At 65.4% G+C, this 21,881-nt stretch carries 22 protein-coding genes and 1 tRNA gene; 19 read left to right on the forward strand and 4 right to left on the reverse strand.

Annotated features, from left to right (window positions below):
- Positions 1–66 precede the first annotated feature (66 nt).
- Positions 67–149: transfer RNA gene (locus AC1DIP_RS13510), tRNA-Leu, on the reverse strand.
- A gap of 170 nt (positions 150–319) precedes the next feature.
- On the opposite strand from AC1DIP_RS13510, the gene AC1DIP_RS13515 reads away from it, so the two are divergent.
- Together AC1DIP_RS13515 and AC1DIP_RS13520 are read left to right on the forward strand one after the other, a co-directional pair.
- Complete coding sequence (locus AC1DIP_RS13515; protein WP_476211097.1) at positions 320–1,624, forward strand: M20/M25/M40 family metallo-hydrolase; 1,305 nt, start codon at positions 320–322, stop codon at positions 1,622–1,624.
- 12 nt (positions 1,625–1,636) lie between these two features.
- A complete protein-coding gene (locus AC1DIP_RS13520; protein ID WP_476211099.1) occupies positions 1,637–2,797 on the forward strand; it encodes an acyl-CoA dehydrogenase family protein in 1,161 nt (386 codons plus the stop codon).
- Between the two features lie 50 nt (positions 2,798–2,847).
- Here AC1DIP_RS13520 and AC1DIP_RS13525 read toward each other — a convergent pair whose 3' ends face one another.
- Entirely contained in the window at positions 2,848–3,081 is a 234-nt protein-coding gene (locus tag AC1DIP_RS13525; RefSeq protein WP_018771130.1) for a DUF5703 family protein, read from the reverse strand.
- A 40-nt stretch (positions 3,082–3,121) separates the two neighbouring features.
- On the opposite strand from AC1DIP_RS13525, the gene AC1DIP_RS13530 reads away from it, so the two are divergent.
- Positions 3,122–3,388: a hypothetical protein gene (locus AC1DIP_RS13530; protein ID WP_141160435.1), complete on the forward strand. Its 267-nt coding sequence runs from the start codon at positions 3,122–3,124 to the stop codon at positions 3,386–3,388.
- Positions 3,389–3,424: 36 nt separating this feature from the next.
- Here AC1DIP_RS13530 and AC1DIP_RS13535 read toward each other — a convergent pair whose 3' ends face one another.
- On the reverse strand, positions 3,425–4,360 hold the full coding sequence (locus AC1DIP_RS13535; RefSeq protein ID WP_476211102.1) for an aldo/keto reductase: 936 nt from the start codon (positions 4,358–4,360) through the stop codon (positions 3,425–3,427).
- Between the two features lie 51 nt (positions 4,361–4,411).
- On the opposite strand from AC1DIP_RS13535, the gene AC1DIP_RS13540 reads away from it, so the two are divergent.
- Together AC1DIP_RS13540 and mshC are read left to right on the forward strand one after the other, a co-directional pair.
- A complete protein-coding gene (locus tag AC1DIP_RS13540) occupies positions 4,412–5,245 on the forward strand; it encodes an undecaprenyl-diphosphate phosphatase (RefSeq protein ID WP_476211103.1) in 834 nt (277 codons plus the stop codon).
- 15 nt (positions 5,246–5,260) lie between these two features.
- Entirely contained in the window at positions 5,261–6,538 is a 1,278-nt protein-coding gene (gene mshC / locus AC1DIP_RS13545) for a cysteine--1-D-myo-inosityl 2-amino-2-deoxy-alpha-D-glucopyranoside ligase (RefSeq protein ID WP_476211104.1), read from the forward strand.
- 88 nt (positions 6,539–6,626) lie between these two features.
- Here mshC and AC1DIP_RS13550 read toward each other — a convergent pair whose 3' ends face one another.
- Complete coding sequence (locus tag AC1DIP_RS13550; protein ID WP_476211106.1) at positions 6,627–7,532, reverse strand: PAC2 family protein; 906 nt, start codon at positions 7,530–7,532, stop codon at positions 6,627–6,629.
- A 198-nt stretch (positions 7,533–7,730) separates the two neighbouring features.
- Between AC1DIP_RS13550 and AC1DIP_RS13555 the strand changes: the two genes are divergently transcribed.
- The 14 genes from AC1DIP_RS13555 (at position 7,731) to tatA (ending at position 21,843) form a co-directional block, all read left to right on the forward strand.
- Positions 7,731–8,411 (forward strand): HAD-IA family hydrolase, encoded by a 681-nt coding sequence (locus tag AC1DIP_RS13555; protein ID WP_476211887.1) that lies wholly within the window; start codon positions 7,731–7,733, stop codon positions 8,409–8,411.
- Positions 8,404–9,594, forward strand: a complete 1,191-nt coding sequence (locus tag AC1DIP_RS13560) for a site-2 protease family protein (protein WP_476211107.1) — start codon at positions 8,404–8,406, stop codon at positions 9,592–9,594. Before AC1DIP_RS13555 ends, AC1DIP_RS13560 begins: the two co-directional genes overlap by 8 nt.
- A 95-nt stretch (positions 9,595–9,689) precedes the next feature.
- The gene (locus tag AC1DIP_RS13565) at positions 9,690–10,754 is read left to right on the forward strand and encodes a tRNA (adenine-N1)-methyltransferase (protein WP_476211109.1); all 1,065 of its coding nucleotides are present in this window, start codon (positions 9,690–9,692) and stop codon (positions 10,752–10,754) included.
- Between the two features lie 82 nt (positions 10,755–10,836).
- A complete protein-coding gene (arc, locus tag AC1DIP_RS13570; protein ID WP_141160427.1) occupies positions 10,837–12,588 on the forward strand; it encodes a proteasome ATPase in 1,752 nt (583 codons plus the stop codon).
- Positions 12,589–12,638: 50 nt separating this feature from the next.
- Complete coding sequence (dop, locus tag AC1DIP_RS13575) at positions 12,639–14,258, forward strand: depupylase/deamidase Dop (protein ID WP_476211889.1); 1,620 nt, start codon at positions 12,639–12,641, stop codon at positions 14,256–14,258.
- 84 nt (positions 14,259–14,342) lie between these two features.
- Positions 14,343–14,546 carry a ubiquitin-like protein Pup gene (locus AC1DIP_RS13580; RefSeq protein WP_141160425.1) on the forward strand — a complete coding sequence of 68 codons (204 nt, stop codon included), beginning with the start codon at positions 14,343–14,345 and terminating at the stop codon, positions 14,544–14,546.
- Positions 14,547–14,626: 80 nt separating this feature from the next.
- Positions 14,627–15,448, forward strand: coding sequence for a proteasome subunit beta (gene prcB, locus AC1DIP_RS13585; RefSeq protein ID WP_476211111.1), 822 nt, complete (start codon positions 14,627–14,629; stop codon positions 15,446–15,448).
- 1 nt (position 15,449) lies between these two features.
- The gene (gene prcA / locus AC1DIP_RS13590; RefSeq protein ID WP_476211113.1) at positions 15,450–16,160 is read left to right on the forward strand and encodes a proteasome subunit alpha; all 711 of its coding nucleotides are present in this window, start codon (positions 15,450–15,452) and stop codon (positions 16,158–16,160) included.
- Between the two features lie 9 nt (positions 16,161–16,169).
- Positions 16,170–17,534 carry a Pup--protein ligase gene (gene pafA, locus AC1DIP_RS13595; protein ID WP_476211115.1) on the forward strand — a complete coding sequence of 455 codons (1,365 nt, stop codon included), beginning with the start codon at positions 16,170–16,172 and terminating at the stop codon, positions 17,532–17,534.
- Positions 17,535–17,650: 116 nt separating this feature from the next.
- The gene (locus AC1DIP_RS13600) at positions 17,651–18,619 is read left to right on the forward strand and encodes an FKBP-type peptidyl-prolyl cis-trans isomerase (protein ID WP_476211117.1); all 969 of its coding nucleotides are present in this window, start codon (positions 17,651–17,653) and stop codon (positions 18,617–18,619) included.
- Between the two features lie 64 nt (positions 18,620–18,683).
- A complete protein-coding gene (locus AC1DIP_RS13605) occupies positions 18,684–19,079 on the forward strand; it encodes an FKBP-type peptidyl-prolyl cis-trans isomerase (RefSeq protein WP_159631980.1) in 396 nt (131 codons plus the stop codon).
- A gap of 115 nt (positions 19,080–19,194) precedes the next feature.
- Positions 19,195–21,180, forward strand: coding sequence for a WYL domain-containing protein (locus AC1DIP_RS13610; protein ID WP_476211120.1), 1,986 nt, complete (start codon positions 19,195–19,197; stop codon positions 21,178–21,180).
- Between the two features lie 10 nt (positions 21,181–21,190).
- A complete protein-coding gene (locus AC1DIP_RS13615) occupies positions 21,191–21,535 on the forward strand; it encodes a hypothetical protein (protein ID WP_476211122.1) in 345 nt (114 codons plus the stop codon).
- A 32-nt stretch (positions 21,536–21,567) separates the two neighbouring features.
- Positions 21,568–21,843, forward strand: a complete 276-nt coding sequence (gene tatA, locus AC1DIP_RS13620) for a Sec-independent protein translocase subunit TatA (protein WP_476211123.1) — start codon at positions 21,568–21,570, stop codon at positions 21,841–21,843.
- Positions 21,844–21,881: the final 38 nt, after the last annotated feature.

Genomic DNA, 21,881 nt, shown 5'->3' on the forward strand with positions numbered 1-21,881 from the left:
CGTTTCGCCCACTGGATACACGAAAAACCCCGGAACATCAGTGATGTTCCGGGGTTTTCCCTTTTGTGCGCGGAGGGGGACTTGAACCCCCACCCCCTTTCGAGGACTAGCACCTCAAGCTAGCGCGTCTGCCATTCCGCCACCCGCGCAGGTGGTATTTCGGGAAGCCGTCCCGCCTTTCAGCGTTTCGCGCCTCTCCGAAGCAGCGAGAAAAACTCTAACACGACTTTTCGTAGAACAACGAATCGGGGCAACTGGGTAGGCTGAGGGCAGCGGTTTTGCCCGTGCCAGCCAGTCATTCCCTACCAAGGAGCATCCAATGCCTGACGTCCTGCCCGAGGATGAAGTTGTCCGGATCTGCCAGCAACTCATCCGGATCGACACCTCCAACTACGGTGACGGTTCAGGGCCAGGCGAGCGTGCGGCGGCCGAATACGCCGCCGGCCTCATCGAGGAAGTTGGACTGACAGCGGAAATATTCGAATCCGCCCCCGGCCGGGCGAACGTTGTCACCAGGATGGCAGGGGAGGACCCCTCGGCCAGCGCGCTGGTGGTGCACGGACACTTGGACGTCGTTCCCGCACTCCGGGACCAGTGGTCCGTTGACCCCTTCGGTGCGGAACTGAAGGACGGCCTCATTTGGGGACGCGGCGCCGTCGATATGAAGGACATGGACGCCATGATCCTGTCGGTCCTGAGGGGATTTGCCAGGGAGGGCCGGAAGCCCAAGCGCGACATCATCTTCGCGTTCTTCGCCGACGAGGAGGCCGGCGGCGTATATGGCGCCCGCTACGCCGTGGACAACCGGCCCGAATTGTTCGAGGGCGCCACCGAGGCCATCTCCGAGGTGGGCGGCTTCTCAGCCACCATCGGCGGCCAGCGCACATACCTGTTGCAGACCGCGGAGAAGGGCATCTCCTGGCTCCGCCTCGTGGCACATGGAAGGGCCGGCCACGGTTCGCAGATCAACACGGACAACGCAGTCACCCGGCTCGCTGCTGCCGTGACCAGGATCGGCGAGTACAAGTGGCCCATCGAGCTCACACCCACCACACGCCAGTTCCTTGACGGGGTGACGGAACTCACGGGAGTGGAGTTCGACGCCGACAATCCGGACCTGCTGCTTGACCAGCTTGGCACCGTGGCAAGGTTCGTCGGGGCCACCCTGCAGAACACCACCAACCCCACCCTCCTCAAGGGCGGCTACAAGCACAATGTCATTCCCGAGTCTGCCGAAGCACTGGTGGACTGCCGTACCCTCCCGGGTCAGGAACAGCAGGTCCTGGAGATCGTGCGCGAACTCGCCGGCAACGGCGTGGATGTCAGCTACGTTCACAACGACGTCTCGCTTGAGGTCCCCTTCGCCGGCAACCTCGTGGACTCCATGATCGACGCGCTCCACAAGGAGGATCCCGGCGCCAAGGTGCTGCCTTACACACTCTCCGGCGGCACCGACAACAAGTCACTCAGCCGCCTGGGCATCACCGGCTACGGCTTCGCGCCCCTCATGCTGCCTGACGAGCTGGACTTCACGGGCATGTTCCACGGGGTGGACGAGCGCGTTCCCGCGGATTCCCTCAAGTTCGGCGCCCGCGTGCTGAACACGCTGCTCACCAACTACTGAGAGGAGGCCGCCGTGAGCCCAGAGGAACTGCTGCCGGATGAGCTCCTGGAGCGCATCCGCAGCCGCGCCGCCGGTTATGACCGTGACAACGCCTTCTTCCACGAGGACCTGACGGAGCTGGCAGCGGCAGGCTACTTGAAGCTTTTCGTACCAGCGTCCGACGGCGGCGCAGGGTTTGGGCTCGAAGCGGCGGCGCAGTGCCAGCGCAGGCTGGCAACGGCTGCCCCGGCCACCGCCTTGGCCGTCAACATGCACCTGGTCTGGACCGGCGTCGCCCACGTCCTGGCGGCGCGGGGCGACAACTCGCTCGATTTCGTCCTCAAGGAAGCTGCCCAGCGCGAGGTGTTCGCTTTCGGCAACTCGGAGGCCGGGAACGACTCGGTCCTCTTCGATTCACGGACCACCGCCACACCGGAACAGGACGGCGGCTACTCCTTCACCGGTACCAAGATTTTCACCAGCCTGTCGCCTGCCTGGACCCGGCTGGGCATCTTCGGGAAAGATGCGGCAGCCCGGGACGGTGCCGGTGAACTGGTCCACGGGTTCCTCACGCGGGATACTCCCGGCTACCGGGTCCTGGACGACTGGGACACCTTGGGCATGCGCGCCAGCCAGTCGGCCACCACGGTCCTGGATGGCGTGAAAGTTCCAGCCGGCCGCATCTTCCGCAAACTGCCCGTCGGCCCCAACGCCGACCCGCTGATCTTTGCCATCTTCGCCTGCTTCGAGAGCCTCCTTGCCGCCGTCTATACAGGACTGGGTGAACGCGCCCTGGTCGTGGGCGTGGAGACCGTGAAGAGGCGCACCTCCTTCAAGAACGGCGGCCGCAGCTACGCGCAGGACCCAGACATCCGCTGGAAGGTGGCAGAGGCTGCCATGGCCATGGACAACCTTTACCCCCAGCTCAAGACCGTCACCGCCGACGTCGACGCCCTGGCTGACCATGGATCCCAGTGGTTCCCTAAACTGGTGGGCCTGAAGGTGAATGCCACCGAAACGGCGCGGCGCGTGGTGGACCTCGCCATCCGCGTCAGCGGGGGATCGAGCTACTTCCGGGGAACCGAGCTGGAGCGGCTTTACCGCGACGTGCTGGCCGGGATATTCCACCCCTCGGACGATGAGTCAGCGCATAACACCGTAGCCAACGCGTGGCTGGGGCCGTTGGACGACTGAACAGTCCGCTGGACCGCGAATTGCTCAACGAGCCTTTGGACCGCACATTCTCAAACGGTGCGCTGGACCTGCATCACCCGGCGCCGCAGCCAGAAGCGCCTGCCGCCGCCCACGTAAAGCTTGCTGCGTTCCAGTTCCCACTTGCCGTATTCGGAGTGTTCAACGAGCCGGCGCCGCGCCTCCGGCAAGGAATCATCAGGGCTGACGGTCAGTACGAGGTACTCGTACTGCCGCAAATAATCCCGCTCCCGCTGGACCGAGCTGGTGAGAAATTGTTCCTTCATTTGCTCTCCATTTTCGTCCTTTTCCGGCTAACGTGAAGTCATGAGCATCGATCCGCGTGTCGCGCTTTCGTCCCTGACCACCGCTTTGGAAGAACACCTTATAGCAGCATCGAACCGCCGCGGGGACGGTGATCCCTCCGTTGAGGCAGCGTTTTTCGCAGTTGCCGATGCTTTCGAAGTTTACGAGGACGCCCTTTACGAGGCCTACAACGAAGTAACGCCCCTGCAGGTCTTCGACGACGAGGATGACGAGGACGAAGAAGCCGACGTGGACGAGGATGAAGACCTCGAAATCGTCGAGGAGTAGCAGCGCCCACGTATCAGGGAAGTCCGGGAACAAGCCCTAAGACACCGCGGAAACATCCTCCAGCGCGCGCGCAATCTGCGGCGGCAAGGGCGCCAACTGGGCATCGAGGACTTCCTTCAGTTGCACCGGCGTGCGCGCACCAACGATCGCCGTGGCAACTCCCTGCTGTGCCAGCAGCCAGGACAGCGAAACGTCCTGCGGAGTCCGGCCCAGCCCGTTGGCTGCCATGCACACGGCATCCACAATCCGCGACGGCTTTTCCTCCAGATACGGCTCCACGTAGGCGGCTTCGCTGACGGAGGCGCCGCGTGAACCGGCCGGGATGCTGCCACGGTACTTTCCTGTGAGCACCCCGCGGCCCAGGGGAGCCCAGGCCATCAGGCCGAGCCCGGCATCGTCGGCGGCCGGTATCAGTTCCGCTTCCGCCGTCCGGTCAAGGAACGAGTACTCGGCCTGGACAGCCACCAGCGGCACACTGCTGGTCGCCGCGGCCTTCGCCGCCTGCCAGCCCCTGTAGTTAGAGATGCCCGCGTACCTGGCCCGCCCGGTCCGGACGGCGAATTCCAGCGCCGCAAGGGTTTCGTCGAGGGGAACGTTGCCATCCCACGCTTCGGCGAACCAGACGTCCACGTAGTCCGTGCCCAGCCTTGCCAGGCTGGCGTCCAGTCCGGTGAGCATCGCATTGCGTGACGTGTCCACGGCGCGCCGGCCATCCGGCGTCGTCATCCCCGCTTTCGTGGAGATGGAAATTTCCGTGCGGGACACCACATCGCCCAGCAGCGATCCCAGTACCGCTTCCGATCCGCCGCCCGCATATGACGCCGCCGTATCCACGTGCCGGCCGCCCGCCTCAAGGAAGGTGCGCAGCAACTCCGAGGCGTCCTGCTCATCAGTGTCGCCACCCCAGGACCGGGTGCCAAGGGAGAGGGCTGAAACTCGCAATCCACTGTTGCCGACGTAACGCTGCTGCATAGCAGCAAGCTTACGGGCAGGAGCACCGCTGCCATGCCGTAGGGTCTTAGCGTGAACTGGTTTGAAGCGGCCCTGCTGGGCCTAGTGCAGGGACTGACCGAATTTCTACCGATTTCATCAAGCGCGCACCTGCGGATCGTGGGGGAGTTCCTCCCCAACGCCCAGGACCCGGGGGCAGCCTTTACGGCCATCACCCAGCTCGGCACGGAGACCGCCGTCCTGATCTTTTTCTGGCGGGACATTGTCCGCATCGTCAAGGCCTGGGCCGGCTCCCTGACGGGCAAGGTGCCCCGGCAGGACCCTGACGCGCGCATGGGCTGGCTGGTGATTCTGGGCAGCCTGCCTATCATCGTGCTGGGGCTGCTCTTCCAGGACCAGATCGAATCCGTGCTCCGCAGCATGTGGATCGTGGCCACCATGCTGATCGTCTTCGGCCTCATCCTCGCCGTGGCGGACGCAATCGGCGCCCAGAAGCGGGACCTGGCCCACCTGACCTACAAGCACGGCATGTTGTATGGGCTGGCGCAGGCCCTGGCCCTTATTCCCGGCGTCTCCCGGTCCGGCGGCACCATCACCGCGGGCCTGCTGATGGGGTACACCCGTGAGGCCGCGGCACGGTACTCCTTCCTGCTGGCCATCCCCGCCGTCTTCGGCAGCGGGCTGTACCAGCTGTACAAGGTGGTCACCAAGGAAGGGATCTCCGGACCCTTCGGCCTTCCGGAGACGGCGCTTGCCACCGTCATTGCCCTGGTGGTGGGCTACGTCATCATCGGCTGGTTCCTGAAGTTCGTCTCCACCCGCAGCTACCGGGTCTTTGTCTGGTACCGGATCTTCCTCGGGCTCGCCCTCTACCTCCTCCTCGGTTTCGGCGTCATCAGCGCCTAGGACTAGGCTTGGCATGTGAAATCCTGGACTTCCCGCCCTGTGCCTGCCCTGCCCGGAAACATGCCCGCCATCCGGCTGTTCGATACAGCGCAGGGCCGCGACGTGGCACTGGAACGGGAGGCCCGGCCGTCCATGTACGTCTGCGGCATCACTCCTTACGACGCAACCCACATGGGGCATGCCGCCAGCTATGTGGCTTTTGACCTGCTGAACCGGGCCTGGCGAGACGCAGGCAGCGAGGTTTCCTACGTGCAGAACGTCACCGACGTGGACGACCCCCTGCTGGAACGTGCCACCGCCACCGGCATCGACTGGCGAGACCTCGCCGCGGAACAGGTGGAACTCTTCCAGACCGACATGGAGGCGCTGAACGTCCTCGCGCCGGACAACTACGTGGGCGCCGTCGAATCCATCGGCCTGATCGTCCCCGAAGTGGAACGGCTGGTCAGCATGGGGCTGGCATACCGGGTGGCAGGCACCAACGGCGAACCGGACGGGGATGTCTATTACGACGTCGAAGCCGCCGGCAAGCAGTCAACGGCACCTGATGCGTGGGCCCTGGGGTCCATTTCCCACCTGGGTGAAAGCGCCATGCTGGAGCTCTTCGCCGAGCGCGGCGGGGATCCGGGCCGGGCCGGAAAGCGGCAGGCCCTGGACCCGCTGCTCTGGCGGGTGGAACGGGAAGGGGAACCGAGCTGGCCTGGCGGCAGCCTCGGACCGGGACGGCCCGGCTGGCACATTGAGTGCACCGTGATCGCACAGAAGTACCTCCCTGCGCCCTTCACCGTGCAGGGCGGCGGATCGGACCTGATCTTCCCGCACCACGAAATGGGTGCAGGCCACGCCTATTCACTGGCAGGCGTCCCGCTGGCCAAGCACTACGCCCATGCGGGGATGGTGGGCCTGGACGGCGAAAAGATGAGCAAATCCAAGGGCAACCTGGTGCTGGTGTCCAAGCTGCGCGCGGCAGGTGAGGATCCGGCGGCCATCCGCCTGGCCATCCTGGCCCACCACTACCGGTCGGATTGGTCCTGGACGGACGAAGGCTTCGCGGCCGCAAAGGCAGACCTGGCCGCCTGGCGCACGGCTCTCGACCACGCCCCGGAGGGTTCTGGCCCGGCACTGCTGGCCGGGATGCGTGAAGCGCTGGCGGCCGACCTGGACGCCCCGGCGGCGGTTGCCGCGGTATCGCGCTGGGCGCGGGCTGCGAACGACGGCGGTGCTCCCACCAGCGCCGCTGACGCAGCGCTGGTCAAGGACGCGGTGGACGCGCTCCTGGGTATCCGGCTCTAGGAGTCCATACACAGCAGCAAACGGTAAAGGGCCTGGCGGGATCGCTCCCGGCCAGGCCCTTCCTGTTAAGGCAGTCAGTACGGCCGCGTCAGGGCCGGTCCTGGCCCCGGCGCTTCAGGTAGCGCTCGAATTCACGGGCGATGGACTCGCCGCTGGCTTCCGGGAGGTCAGCGGTGTCCTTGGCTTCCTCCAGCTGCCGGACGTAGGCGGCAATCTCAGGATCCTCGGTGGCGAGCTCGTCCACGCCGCGCTCCCATGCGTCAGCTTCCTCCGCCAGCTCGTGCGTGTCCAGCGGCACCTGGAGGAGTTCCTCGATCCGGTGCAGGAGGGCCAGCTGGGCTTTGGGGGAGGGCGCCTGGGCCACATAGTGCGGCACTGCGGCCCACAACGACACGGTGGGAAGGCCGGCCAGGAGGGCCACCTCCGACAGGACGCCCACGATCCCAACGGGGCCCTCGTACTGTGAAGCTTCGAGGTTCATGCGCTCCCGGAGCGGGCCGTCGTCGGACGAGGTGCTCACCGGGATTGGGCGGCTGTGCGGAACGTCGGCCAGGAGCGCACCCACCAGCACCACGTAATTCACGTTCAGGGCCTCGGCGTGGACCAGCAGCTCCGCGGTGTAGGCACGCCACTTATAGGACGGCTCCGTCCCCTGGACGAAGATGACGTCCACGTTGGAGTTGGGGGCACTGGCCTTGTAGATCCGGGTGGAAGGCCATTTGATCTTCCGTTCACCGGCTGCGTTCCTGCGCACCGTGGGGCGGGTGAACTGGAAGTCGTAGTACTCGTCGGCATCGATGGAAGCGACTTTCTTGCCGCCCCACAATTTGTTCAGGTAGCGCAGCGAATCGCTGGCTGCTTCTCCGGCGTCGTTCCACCCTTCAAAGGCGGCAAGCATCACAGTTACGCGCCGTCCGTCAGCGACAGGCTGCAGGAACCGTTCCCGCTCGGGTCCGGCACCCTGTTCGGCGGTGTCTCCCTCGAAGCTATTCATTTCTTCACCCTACGTCCAAGCGGCTGGCCCGTGCAGGCAATGAAGCGCCGCAAATCCCGTGAAACCCAGCCATGGGGTGTCCGGCCACTGCATATTCGCCAAGGGCGTAGCCCACAGCCTCCGCCCAGCCACGCCCCGTAGACTGGCGTTATGCCAATTCCTGCCGCCAGTTCCCCGCTTAAAGCAGTCCTCTGGGACATGGACGGGACCATTGTGGACACGGAGCCATACTGGATCGCCGCGGAGCATGCGCTGGTGGAGGCCCACGGGGGAACGTGGAGCCATGACCAGGCCATGCAGCTGGTGGGTCAGTCGCTGACGTTTTCCGCCGGCCTGCTCCAGGAGGCCGGCGTCGAACTCGAAATCCGGGAAATAATCGACACCCTGACCGCCCAGGTGGTCAGCAGCGTCCAGCAGCAGGTGCCGTGGCGGCCCGGTGCCCGCGAACTCCTTGAGGAATTGCACCTCGCCGGCGTGCGCTGCGCTTTGGTGACCATGTCAGAGGGTCCGTTGGCCCGCGAAGTGGTGGCCAGCCTTCCCCGGCCGTACTTTGATGTGCTGGTTACCGGGGACACGGTGACCCAGGGCAAGCCGCATCCCGAAGCGTACCTGACCGCCGTCGAACTCCTGCGGGAGGACGATCCCGACCTTGGGATCCACCACTGCGTCGCCCTTGAGGACTCCGTGCCGGGCGTGGCCGCGGCCGTGGCCTCCGGCGTGGCCACCGTGGCTGTCCCGCACATAGTTCCCCTCCCGGACAATGGCAGCTACGCGCTGTGGGATTCCCTGTCCGGCCGGGGCCTGGAGGAGCTCGAAGCCCTGCTCCTGGCGGCCGGTCCCGCTGGCTCGGCCGCCTCGCCCGGTGGTCACCGTGGCTGAACCGGATACCCGGCAAGGCCCCGCCTCGGGCGCCCCGGCGCGGCGTGAAGGCATCCCGCTCGGACGCATCGCTGGCGTGCCCGTTGTCCTTGCTTACTCGTGGTTCGTGATCGCGGCCTTCACGGTGATTGTCTACGGGCCGGTTCTTGCCCGAAACAACCCCATGCTGGGCGTCAGCGCCTACGTCGTGGCCTTCGCCTATGCCGTGCTGCTGCTCATCTCCGTCCTTGTCCACGAACTCGCCCACGCCCTGACAGCAAAAATTTACGGCTGGCCCACGCAAAAGATCGTCCTCAACCTGTGGGGCGGGCACACCCAGTTTGAAAGCTTCACCTCTTCTCCCGGCCGGTCCGTGCTGGTTGCGCTGGCCGGGCCGGCCGCGAACTTCGTCCTGGCCGGCGGGGCGTGGCTGGTGCTCAGCACCAACAGCCTGGGAAGCGTGGCCGAAATCCTGACGAACATCTTCATGTGGGCCAACTTCCTCATCGGTGTCTTCAACGTCCTGCCGGGCCTCCCGCTCGACGGCGGCCGGCTGGTCGAATCAATCGTCTGGAAAGCGACCGGCAGCCAGGCTAAAGGCACCGTGGCGGCCGGGTGGGGCGGCCGGATCATCGTCCTCGCCATCGGTTACTGGTTCCTCCTTCGCCCGTTCCTCGCCGGCGACCAGCCCGAATTCAGCCTCCTGATGATCACGATCCTGGTGGGCGGATTCCTCTGGATGGGCGCATCCGCCTCCATCCAGCAGGGCACCTTGCGCGGGCGGCTCCCGCTGGTCAGCGCCGCAGCCTTGTCGACGCCGGCTGCCGGGGTTCCCTCCACCGGCACGGTCCGGGACGCCCTGCGCCTGGGCGCCGCAGGAACAAAGTCCGTGGTGGTCTGCGGTCCCGACGGACGGCCGGAAGGCGTGGTGGACCCGGGCGCCCTTGCAGCTGTGCCGGGCGCAGCGGCAGATACGACCCCCGTCACCGCCGTCTCGTTTCCCTTGGCCGCCGGCGCCTTCATTCCGGAGTGGTCCAAAGGGCAGGAACTTATCCAGTTCCTCTCCCAGCTTGAGGGGCGCCACTACGCCGTGGTTGACCACAACGGAACTGTCACGGGTTTGCTGACGCAGGAAGCCGTCCTCGCCGCCATCACCGGGAAGCGCCTGCGCAACGATAGGCACCCGCAGGGCCAGAACCGGTAGAGTTACCTGCCGGTCGTGCATTGCCGCCGCACGCCCCAGCGTCCTTGGGACCATCAGGCAGCGGCACAACAGGTTTACAGGAGCGAGGAAGAAACATGAGCAGCGAAACTGCCGTCAACGACGCCAAGGGAGCAGCGCAAGCCGGTGCTGCCGCCAGCGGCTCGCAGCCGGTGGGCGCTGCCCGTCGCCGGGGCCCTTTCCGGGAGGGCGAACGCGTCCAACTGACCGATGAGCGTGGCCGGATGAACACCATCACCCTGGAACGCGGCGGCGCCTTCCACACCCACCGCGGCTTCCTGAACCACGACGAAATCATCGGCCAGGTGGACGGCTCGGTGGTGGTCAACAACGTGGGCCAGCAATACCAGACCCTCCGGCCCCTGCTCTCGGACTTTGTGCTGTCGATGCCGCGCGGCGCCGCCGTCGTATATCCAAAGGACGCCGGCCAGATCGTCACCATGGCGGACATCTTCCCCGGCGCACGCGTCGTGGAAGCCGGCGTCGGCTCGGGTGCCCTCTCCATTTCCCTGCTCCGCGCGGTGGGCGACAACGGCTACCTGCACTCCTTCGAACGGCGCGAGGAGTTCGCGGACATCGCCCGCGGAAACGTGGAAACCATCTTCGGCGGCCCCCACCCCGCGTGGCAGATCTCCCTCGGGGACTTCCAGGAGGAAGTGGTCAAGGCAGAGGAGCCCGGCTCCGTGGACCGCGTGGTCCTGGACATGCTGGCGCCATGGGAGTGCCTCGACGCCGTCGCCACCGTCTTGGCCCCTGGCGGCGTCTGGATCAACTATGTCGCCACGGTCACCCAGCTCTCCCGCACTGCCGAAGCCATCCGGGCGGACGGACGCTTCACCGAACCCGATGCCTGGGAGTCCATGGTCCGGGGCTGGCACCTGGAAGGCCTGGCCGTGCGCCCTGACCACCGGATGGTGGCCCACACCGGGTTCCTGCTGGTCACCCGGCGGCTGGCAGACGGCGTCACCGGCATCTCGGTCAAGCGCCGCCCGTCCAAGACGGAATTCAACGAAGAGGACGTCAACGCCTGGACTCCGGGAGCAGTGGGGGAGCGGGCGGTGTCCGACAAGAAGCTCCGCCGTGCCGCCCGCGACGCCATCGCGGGGACCAACGTCGTGGACAACCCCGAGGTCACGAACTAGTCCATATTTCGGGAGCCTCCATCCCTACCCGGCCTCTTGGGACTAATGTCTTAAGAGAAGCGCAGGAAGGGGCTGATACATCATGGAGACACCAAACCAGGACTCCGGACGTACACCGGCAGAGCAGTCTGCCGCCAACGACCTCTCGGTTGCTGACCGCCAGGTCAACATACTTCGGGACAAGCTCAGGCACATCGACCGCCAGTTGGCTGCGGCAACGCAGAACAACTCGAAGCTGGTCAGCATGCTCGAGACGGCGAAGGCTGAGATTCTCCGTCTGAAGAACGCCCTGGACCAGGAAGGGCAACCGCCCTACAGCTTTGGCACCATCCTCCAAATCAACCCGAAGCGGCAGCCCGCTCCCGGCAACAGCGGCCAGGCTGCCACCGAGGAATCGGTGGACATCTTCAACGCGGGCCGGAAGATGCGCGTGGGAATCAGCCCACTGGTCAACATCAACCAGCTTGCGGTCGGTCAGGAGGTGCTGCTGAACGAGGCACTCCTGATCGTCGCGGGGCTGGGCTACGAGCGGGCCGGTGAGCTGGCCACCCTGAAGGAAATGCTCGGACGGGACCGCGCCCTTGTGGTGGGCCGCGCGGACGAAGAACGCGTTGTGCGGCTCTCCGGTGCGCTCCTGTCCGAAAAATTGAGGGTCGGCGATGCCCTCTCCGTCGATTCCAGGACCGGATACGCGCTGGAGAAGGTGCCCCGCTCGGAGGTGGAGAACCTTGTCCTCGAAGAAGTCCCCGACATCACGTACGAGGACATCGGCGGCCTTGGCCCCCAGATCGAGCAGATCCGGGACGCCGTGGAACTGCCGTTCCTGCATCCGGACCTCTACCGCGAACACGGACTCAAGGCTCCCAAGGGCATCCTGCTGTACGGCCCTCCCGGCTGCGGCAAGACCCTGATTGCCAAGGCCGTTGCCAACTCGCTCGCGGCCCGGGCCGCGGAGCGATCAGGGAATGTTGACCTTAAAAGCTACTTCCTGAACATCAAGGGCCCGGAACTCCTGGACAAGTACGTGGGTGAGACCGAACGGCACATCCGCCTGATCTTCGCCCGCGCCCGGGAAAAGGCGTCCGACGGCAGCCCCGTCGTGGTGTTCTTCGACGAAATGGACTCGCTGTTCCGCACCCGCGGCACCGGCATTTCGTCCGACGTCGAAACGACCATCGTGCCCCAGCTCCTCAGCGAGATCGACGGCGTCGAGCGGCTGGACAATGTGATCGTCATCGGCGCATCCAACCGCGAAGATATGATCGATCCCGCCATCCTCCGGCCCGGCCGGCTCGATGTGAAGGTCAAGATCCAACGGCCCGATGCGGAGGCAGCGGCCGACATCTTCAACAAATACATCACGCCGGACCTGCCGTTCCACGAATCAGACCTGGCCGAACACAATGGTGATGTCCAGGCCACCGTCGACGCCATGGTCCAGCGCACCGTCGAGGCCATGTACTCCACCGACAAATCCAACGAATTCCTGGAGGTCACCTACGCCAACGGTGACACCGAAATGCTGTACTTCAAGGACTTTAACTCCGGTGCCGTGGTGCAGAACGTGGTGGACAGGGCCAAGAAGTATGCCATCAAGGACCTTCTGACATCCCACCAGAAGGGGCTCCGTATCGAGCACCTGCTGCGCGCCGTGGTGGACGAGTTCCGTGAGCACGAGGACATGCCCAACACCACCAATCCCGATGACTGGGCACGCATCTCCGGGAAGAAAGGTGAACGGATTACCTATATCCGCACCATCGTGCAGGGCAAAGCCGGCCAGGAGCCCGGCAAGTCCATCGAGACAATGCCCACTACTGGACAGTATCTGTGACGGGTCCACAGGGATCCGCCGCCGGGGAAGCCCTCCCCGCCGGCGGGGCCATGAGGGTCATGGGGGCAGAAACCGAATACGGCATCCACGCTCCGTCAGCCCCTTCCGCCAACGCCACCATGATGAGCGCCCGCGTGGTCCAGGCATATGCCCAGGTCACCCGGCAGCGGGCGGCCGGCGGGGCGGAAACGCGCTGGGACTACACGGATGAGGAGCCTTTGCACGATGCCCGTGGCTGGACGGTGGACCGCGGTGCCGCCCATCCCTCGCAGCTGACCGACCAGCCGCCGGTGCTCGATGCGGAGGCAGTGGCCCTGGCCTACGGCCGCGAGGAACTGGAGCTCGACGGGCAGGACGAGTCGGGGAGCCTCCTGATGAACATGGTCCTCGGCAACGGAGCGCGGCTTTATGTCGACCACGCCCATCCCGAGTACTCCAGCCCCGAGGTAACGAACCCCCGGGACGCGGTGGCCTGGGACGCCGCCGGCGACCTGGTGGGCCTGGCGGCCGTACGCAGACTGGCAGCGGACCCAACCCTGCCGCCGGTCAATCTCTACAAGAACAACACAGACAACAAATCCGTTTCGTACGGCTCGCACGAGAACTACCTCATGCCCAGGTCAGTCCCGTTTGGGGATATTGTGCGTGGGCTGACACCGTTCTTCGTCAGCCGGCAGGTGGTGTGCGGGGCAGGCCGGCTGAGTATCGGACAGGACAGCTCCACCCCTGGCTTCCAAATCAGCCAGCGCGCCGACTTCTTCGAAGCGGAGGTGGGCCTGGAAACCACCATCCGCCGGCCCATCATCAACACCCGGGATGAGCCCCATTCCACCGCTGACAAATACCGGCGGCTGCACGTCATCATCGGGGACGCCAACCTGAGCCAGGTGTCCAACTACCTCAAGTTCGGCACCACCGCCCTGGTCCTCAGCCTGGTCGAAGCCGGGCTGGCTCCGAAAATCGAAGTCTACGAGCCCGTCACCGCCCTCAAAACGGTGAGCCACGATACGTCCCTGACCGCCAAAGTCCGGTTGCTGGACGGCAGGCGCGTCACGGCACTTGATCTCCAGTGGATGTACCACGAGGCCGCCGCCAAACTCGCCCAGGACACCGGTGTGGCCGATGCCGTCGACGGCGACGGACACACCCATGAGGTCCTGGAACGGTGGGCTTCGGTTCTCACCCAGCTCGACAGCGACCGGGCCGCGGCGGCCACCTCGGTGGAATGGCTCGCCAAGCTCTCCCTGCTGGACGGGTACCGCCAGCGCGACGGCCTGGACTGGAGCGACGCGCGGCTGGGACTAGTCGACCTGCAGTGGGCCGACATCAGGCCCGAGAAGGGCCTCTACTACCGGCTGTTGTCCAGGAACCGGATGCAACGGGTGGTGGACGATTCCGCCATCGCAGCTGCCGTGGCGGAGCCACCGGCGGATACCCGGGCGTTCTTCCGGGGAAAGTGCATCAGCAGCTTTGGCAAGGATGTGGTGGGGGCCAGTTGGGATTCGGTCATCTTCGACGTACCCGGCTATGGGAGGCTTCAGCGGGTACCCACCCGTGAGCCCCTGAGGGGAACCAAAGCCCTGACTGGAGCGTTGTTTGAGCGCTACCGGGAAGCGGGACCGTTCCTGGGTGAACTGCTGGGACACAACAGCACTCCGCCTGCGGCGTAAACCGCGCCGGAACGCCCGTCGCGTGGCAGGATGGGCATATCGGAGGATCCGCCGGATCCACCGACGGAAGAAAGAGGGAAACCAATGGCAGGCCAGGAGCAGCAGCAGCCGCAGTCACGTGACACCCAGGTCGACGAAGACATCCCCGAAGCACCCCCGGCAGCACCGGAGGCGCAGGCCTCGGCATCGACCGAAGGCGTGGATGACCTGCTCGACGAGATCGACGGCGTCCTCGAATCCAACGCCGAAGAGTTCGTCCGGGCATTCGTCCAAAAGGGCGGCCAGTAACCCGGACCGCTGGGTGGCTGAAGCCGCGGACGGCCGGAATCTGTACCGACGTTGTGAGTACCACGTTCAAGGAGTGATGAGTGCAGGAATCAACCGCCAACCAGGTAGCCGCCAACGCCACCTCGTCCTTTACCGAACACCTGCAGCGGGACCGGCCTGAGCTGTTGCCCTTCAGCCGGTCCTTCCAGGGAGGCGCGTCAACCGCCGCGCCGGTCCAGGTGCCCCATGCCACCACCATCGTGGCCATGAGCTACGGCGGCGGCGTCCTGATGGCGGGGGACAGGCGGGCCACCATGGGAAACGTCATTGCCAGCAGGCACATCGAGAAGGTCTTCCCGGCTGACCACTTCTCCGTCCTGGGCATCGCCGGAACCGCTGGCATAGCCATTGACCTGACGCGGCTGTTCCAGGTTGAACTCGAGCATTACGAAAAGATTGAAGGCACCCAGCTCAGCCTTGAAGGCAAGGCAAACCGCTTGGGTGCCATGATCAGGGGCAACCTCCCCTTGGCCCTCCAGGGACTGGCGGTGGTTCCCCTGTTCGCCGGATTCGACATCAGCGCCGGGGTTGGGCGGCTGTTTTCCTACGATGTCACCGGCGGCAGGTACGAGGAACACGAACACCACACCGTTGGTTCCGGCTCCGTGTTCGCCCGCGGCGCCTTGAAGAAGCTTTGGCGGCCCAACCTCGCCCCGGAGCAGGCACTCTCCGTTGCCGTGGAATCCCTGTATGACGCCGCCGACGACGATTCGGCCACCGGCGGTCCGGATACAGTCCGCCAGTTGTGGCCCGTGGTGTACACGGTTGACAGGACCGGAGCCCGGCGCGTCCCTGAAGCCGACCTCGCGGCGGCCTCGCGCAGTGTGATCGAAGCGCGCACCATCGCCGGACGGGAGGCCTGAGATGACCCAGCAGTTCTATGTCTCACCTGAACAGCTGATGAAGGACCGCGCGGACTTCGCGCGGAAGGGCATCGCGCGCGGCCGCTCCGTAGTGGTCATCAGCTGTGCCGACGGCATCGCCCTCGTGGCCGAGAACCCGTCGCCGTCCCTGCACAAGATCGGGGAAATCTACGACAAAATCGCGTTCGCAGCCGTCGGCAAATACAACGAATTCGAAAGCCTCCGGCAGGCCGGAGTGCGCTACGCCGACGTGCGGGGATACTCCTACGACCGTGAGGATGTGACCGCGCGGGGCCTGGCCAGCGTGTACGCCCAAAGCCTGGGAGCTGTCTTCACCGCCGAGCAAAAGCCCTTCGAGGTGGAACTCGCCGTCGCCGAAGTGGGACCGACGCAGGCCGAAGACCATCTCTACCGGCTGACCTTCGACGGTTCGATCGCCGACGAACACAGCTTTGTCGTCATGGGCGGACAGGCCGAGAAAGTGTCGTCCGCCATCGGGGAAGGGTGGCAGGCCTCGCTGGGTTTTGCCGATGCCGTGCGGCTGGCGCTGAAGGGACTTACCCCTGCCCAGGAGGGGGACCAGCCGGCGGCACCGTTGCCGCCCAGTGCGCTGGAAGTTGCCGTCCTGGACAGGGTCTCCGAGAACACCCGCGGCACCCGGCGCGCCTTCCGCCGGCTGAACGACGCGGACATCACCGCACTGCTGGCCTAGGAGGACCGCATGGACAAGAGAATCTTCGGTATCGAAACCGAGTTTGGGATCTCCTATTCGAGCCCCGACTCGAGGCCCCTTGCCCCGGAGGAGGTGGCCCGGTACCTGTTCCGCAAGGTGGTCAGCTGGGGGCGCTCGTCCAATGTGTTCCTCACCAATGGTTCACGGCTGTACCTCGATGTCGGGTCCCACCCGGAATACGCCACGGCCGAGTGCGACGACCTTGCCCAGCTGATCGCGCACGACCGGGCCGGCGAGCTCATTCTTGACGATCTCGTGGATGAGGCCCAGGCACGCCTGGCCGCTGAAGGCTTCAACGGCACCGTGTACCTGTTCAAGAACAACACTGACTCAGCGGGGAACTCCTACGGCAGCCACGAGAATTACCTGATTCCCCGGCGCGGCGAATTTTCCCGCCTGGCCGAAATCCTGATTCCGTTCCTGGTCACCCGCCAGCTCATCGCCGGCGCGGGAAAGATCCTTAAGACGCCCCACGGTGCGACGTATGCGTTCTCCCAGCGTGCCGACCACATCTGGGAGGGCGTCTCGTCCGCCACCACCCGTTCCCGGCCCATCATCAACACCAGGGACGAACCGCATGCCGATGCCGAATTCTACCGGCGTCTGCACGTGATCGTGGGGGACTCCAACATGTCCGAGGCCACCGCGCTGATGAAAGTCGGCACCGTGGACCTGGTCCTTCGAATGATCGAGGCCGGGGTGATCATGCGCGACATGCGGATGGAGAACCCCATCCGCAGCATCCGGGAAATATCCCACGACCTCAGCGGCCGCGCCCTGGTCCGCCTGGCCAACGGACGGCAGCTCACCGCACTCGAAATCCAGCAGGAGTACCTGACCAAGGTCACAGCGTTCGTCCAGGAACACGGCGCCCACAACCCGCACGTTCCCCTGATCCTGGATCTGTGGGAGCGAACACTCCACGCGATCGAGTCTGGAGACGCCAGGGGGATCGACACCGAAATTGACTGGGCCATCAAGAAAAAGCTGATGGACAACTACCGCGAACGGCACAACCTTGGCCTGGAGGCACCCCGGATTGCCCAGCTCGACCTGACTTACCACGACATCTCCCGCAGCCGCGGGCTGTACTACCTGCTGCAGTCCCGGGGCGCGGTGCGTCGTATTGTCGACGACACCGTGATCAAGGGGGCCGTGGACGCACCGCCACAAACAACCCGTGCGAAGCTGCGCGGCGACTTTGTCCGCCGCGCGCAGGAACTGGGACGCGACTACACCGTGGACTGGGTGCACCTGAAACTCAACGACCGCGCGCACCAGACAATCCTCTGCAAGGATCCCTTCCGCAGCGTTGATGAGCGCGTGGATGCCCTGTTGGACTCTATGGGCTGACGTCCAGCTTCAGGGTCTATTCTGGATAAGGTCCTTTTTAAAGGGACCCTCCACGGCATCTGTCCGCAGCCATGCGGAAAGCCGTGTCCACCCTGCCCCGACGAAAGTTTTACTACGTGCGCCGACTACTAGCAATCCTCCTTCCCGGCCTGCTGCTCCTGACCGCCTGCGGAGGCACAGCCCCGCAGCCCGAGCCGAGCAGCCAGTCCGCCGGGGAGACTGCAAAGTTCGACTCCCTCAAGCTGACCGACAACGGGGACAAGAAGGCCCCGGGTGTGGACTTCGACAAGCCCCTGGCCGTCACCCAGCCCACCATCAAGGTGGTTTCCGAAGGCAGCGGCGACACCGTCAAGGCAAACCAGGTAGCCAAGATCTCCATCCTGGCCCTCAACGGTTCGGACGGATCGCAGCTGGAGGATACGTTCCCCAATGAGCCTGAAAGCCTGGAGCTGAACGATGAGCTCAAGACCAGCAGCGCCGTGATCTACAACGCCTTCGTGGGCGCCAAGGTTGGCTCCAGCCTGGCCCTGGCCGTCCCCGCCCAGCAGAGTGCGCCTTCGGCGAGCCCGAGCCCGTCAGATGGTGCCAGCCCCAGCCCCAGCGCAGCAGCCGGGCCTTCCCAGCTGCTGATCATCAAGGTCCTTTCCGCCTCGGACCCCACCCCCGTCCTCGACAAGCCGCAGGGTGATGCGGTGACGCCGCCGCCCGGGCTGCCGACCGTGACGGAAAAAGACGGCGTCCCGGAGATCAACGTCGCAGGTGCCCCCGCTCCCACGGCACTGGTGTCCCAGGACCTGATCAAGGGCACTGGCGCGACCGTCAAGGATTCAGACACGCTCACCGTGAACTACGTTGGCGTCAATCTCTCCGACGGCACCAAGTTCGACTCCAGCTTCGACCGCGGCCAGCCGGCCAGTTTCCCGCTCTCGGGCGTCATCAAGGGGTGGACCCAGGGCCTCGCAGGTAAAACCGTGGGTTCCCGCGTCCTGCTGGTCGTCCCCAAGGACCTGGCGTACGGAGACGCCGGCCAGGGCCAGGCAAAGGGCGACCTTGTCTTCGTAGTGGACATCCTCGGGGTCAAGTAGCAAGACTTACTGGGACGCCGCGTCCTTCGCGGCACCCATCACCACTCACTCATTAGGAGCAAGCATGTCGTTTGGACAGCGGGAATTTGACCGCCAGAAGCCCGAGATCGACTTCCCGGAAGGCGACGTCCCCACCGAGCTCGTCATCACGGACCTCATCGAGGGTGACGGCAAGGAAGCCAAGGCAGGGGACACCGTCTCCACCCACTACGTCGGCGTTGCCTGGTCCACAGGCGAAGAATTCGACGCTTCCTGGGGCCGCGGCGCACCGCTCGACTTCCGGGTCGGCGTCGGCCAGGTCATCCAGGGCTGGGACCAGGGCCTCCTGGGCATGAAGGTTGGCGGCCGCCGCCGCCTGGAGATCCCCTCCGAGCTGGCCTACGGCTCGCGCGGCGCCGGCGGAGCCATTGCCCCCAACGAGGCACTGATTTTCGTCGTGGACCTCGTCGCCGTCCGCTAAGGCGACCGTACACGCGGAAACTGACCGCACCTCGAAGCGCGGCAGCACCGAAGGACAACCTCCGGTACTGCCGCGCTTTCTGCTTTCACCCGGGGAGTTTAGTAACGTAACCAAGGTGTCCGTATCCCGCACTGAACGCCTCCTCAACCTGCTGATTGCGCTGCTCAATACCCGCTACGGACTGCACCGCAGTGAACTGCGCGAAAAGGTCTACCGCGACAGCTCCGGCAACGACGTCGCTTTCGGGCGCATGTTCGAGCGGGACAAGAACGACCTCAGGGCCATGGGTTTCGAGGTTGAAACCCTGACGGACCTCGGCTGGAGCGAGGATGACCCTGCCACCACCAGGTACCGGATCGGCAAGGAAGCCAGCCGGCTCCCGGACGTCCAGCTGGGACCGGAGGAATGGACTGTCCTCCTGCTGGCCTCCCAACTCTGGGAGCGGGCAGCGCTGGGGACGGCCGCGCAAAGCGCCCTCCGCAAGCTCCAGTCCTCGGGAAGGCTGGCCGAGGTGGAACTTCCTGCCGGCGTCCAGCCGCGCATTAAACCCGCCGGACAGGCCTTCGATGACATCGTTGCAGCCATGCACGCCCGCAACCCAGTCAGCTTCACGTACCTCGCCGGAAGCACTGGCAAGGAGGAGGAACGGCGGGTGGAGCCGTGGGGCCTGGGCAGCCGTTTCGGCCAGTGGTACCTCATGGGCTACGACCGGTCCCGGAACGCTCCCCGTCATTTCCGGCTGTCCCGCCTCACCAGCGCGGTGACCGTCCTCAACAAAGAGCACTACCTGCCGCCTGCAGGCTTCAACATCCGCGCCGAACTTGACCGGCTGCCGGAACTGCCGCTGCGCACCGCCGTCGTTGACGTCAGGGAGGGGCGGCTCCTGGCCCTGCGGCGCCGGGCCATGGACGGCGGCACAGACCAGGCTCCCGGTAAGCCCGACGACGGCTGGGACCGGCTGGTCCTCGAGTACCGCGACCCGGAAGTCCTCGCCGAAGAGTTGGCCAGCTATGGACCCGACGCCCTGGCAGTGGAGCCCGTGGAGCTGGCAGGGGCAGTGCGGCGCCGGCTGCAGGCTGCAGCCGACTTCACTGCCGCGCCCGTCCCCGCCTACACGTTCCCCGATACCCGTCCCCGTGCAATCCGGAAGGGGACCTCGGAGGACCAGCTGAAGCGGATGCTGCAACTGGTCCCGTTCCTGGTCCATAACCAGGGCCTGCACATCCGGGACGTGGCAAAGCACTTTGGCATCACCAGGGAAGAGCTCGAAGCGGACCTGCGGATCCTCATCTGCTCAGGATTGCCTGAGGGCTATCCGGACGATCTCCTCGACATCCAGTGGGACGACGACCACGTCTACATCACCCAGGACCTTGACCTGAACAAGCCCGTCCGGTTCACCGTGGCGGAGGCATGTGCCCTGCTGACCGGACTGGAAACCCTGAACACCCTGCCCGGCCTGCCCGGCGGAGGCGCCCTGGAATCGGTCACGCTGAAGCTGCTGGCCGCCGCGGGCGAGGAAGGACTCGGTGCGGCCTCCATCGCAGGGCCGCAGGTCGCTCCCGCGGACGCCGCCACCCATGCCACCGTGCGCCAGGCGGTCGAGTCCGGTTCCCAGCTCCACCTTTCCTACCTCTCACCCCAGCGGGACGCGATAACCGAGCGCGACGTGGACCCCCTGCGGCTCTACTCCCTGGACAACACCTGGTATTTCGAAGCCTGGTGCCATTTGGTGGACGGGCTGCGAAACTTCCGGCTGGACCGGGTCCAGGAGGTGCGGCCCAACGGCCGGCCCGCCGCCAGGCACGGGACGCCGGCTGGCGGGGTCCCCGCCAAACTCTTCACAGCGAACGACGACGACACGACAGTCACCGTCCAGCTCACCCGGCAGGGGCGCGGGCTGGCGGAGGACTACTACGCGGAGCGCAGCGCGGAGTTGCCCGACGGCGGATTGGTGGCCGAGATCAGGTTCGGCAACACGGCGTGGCTCCCGATGTTCGTGGCCCAGCACGGGGGCATGGTCCGCATCCTGGCACCTGTTGGGCCGGCTGACGCCGCGCGGGAGTGGCTGGCGGCATCGTTGGACAGGTACGCCGGATAGACTTCTCAGCATGCCTTGGTGGTCCTGGATTCTTATATGGGTGGCGCTCGTCGCAGTGTCCGTACTGTTCTACGTCCTTCTGGGCATCCGTCTCTTCCGCCAGTTCATGGCGACGGTAAAGGACCTCAGCGCTGCGGGTGAAAAGCTGGGACACCTGGCCCCCGTTGAAATCGAGGATTCCACGGAAACGCGGTCGGCCCCGCCCGGTGCTGCCGTTTTTGCCTCACCCGCCCTCATGCGACATGATTACGAGGCATCCAAATCGGCCCGGCGCGAAGATCGCCGCCGCCGGCGAGTGCAGCGCAAAAAGGACCGGGGCCAGCCGCAGGCGCTCGGAGATCTCGACTTCACATAGAAGTAGGATGTATTTAGAGGAAAGGATTTCCCGTGGGAAGACTCTTTGATGGCCCTTGGCCGATCGTAATTATCATCGTTGTTGCTTTGCTTCTCTTCGCCGCGCCCAAGCTTCCGGCCATGGCCCGCAGCCTGGGCCAGTCCATGCGGATCATCAAGTCCGAGGTCAAGGAAATGAAGAACGACGGCAAAGCCGACACCACCGCGGACGCCACTGGCCCCGTGGAAGGCACCATCGTGAACCACCCCAAGGCGAAGCCCGGTGAGCCGACTGACGGCACTGACGTTCCGCCGTCGACCCGCGCCTGACCTCCCGTGGCACTGTCGCGGGGCCGTAAAGCCAATCC

It is taken from the genome of Pseudarthrobacter sp. 05T312, from assembly GCF_056396685.1.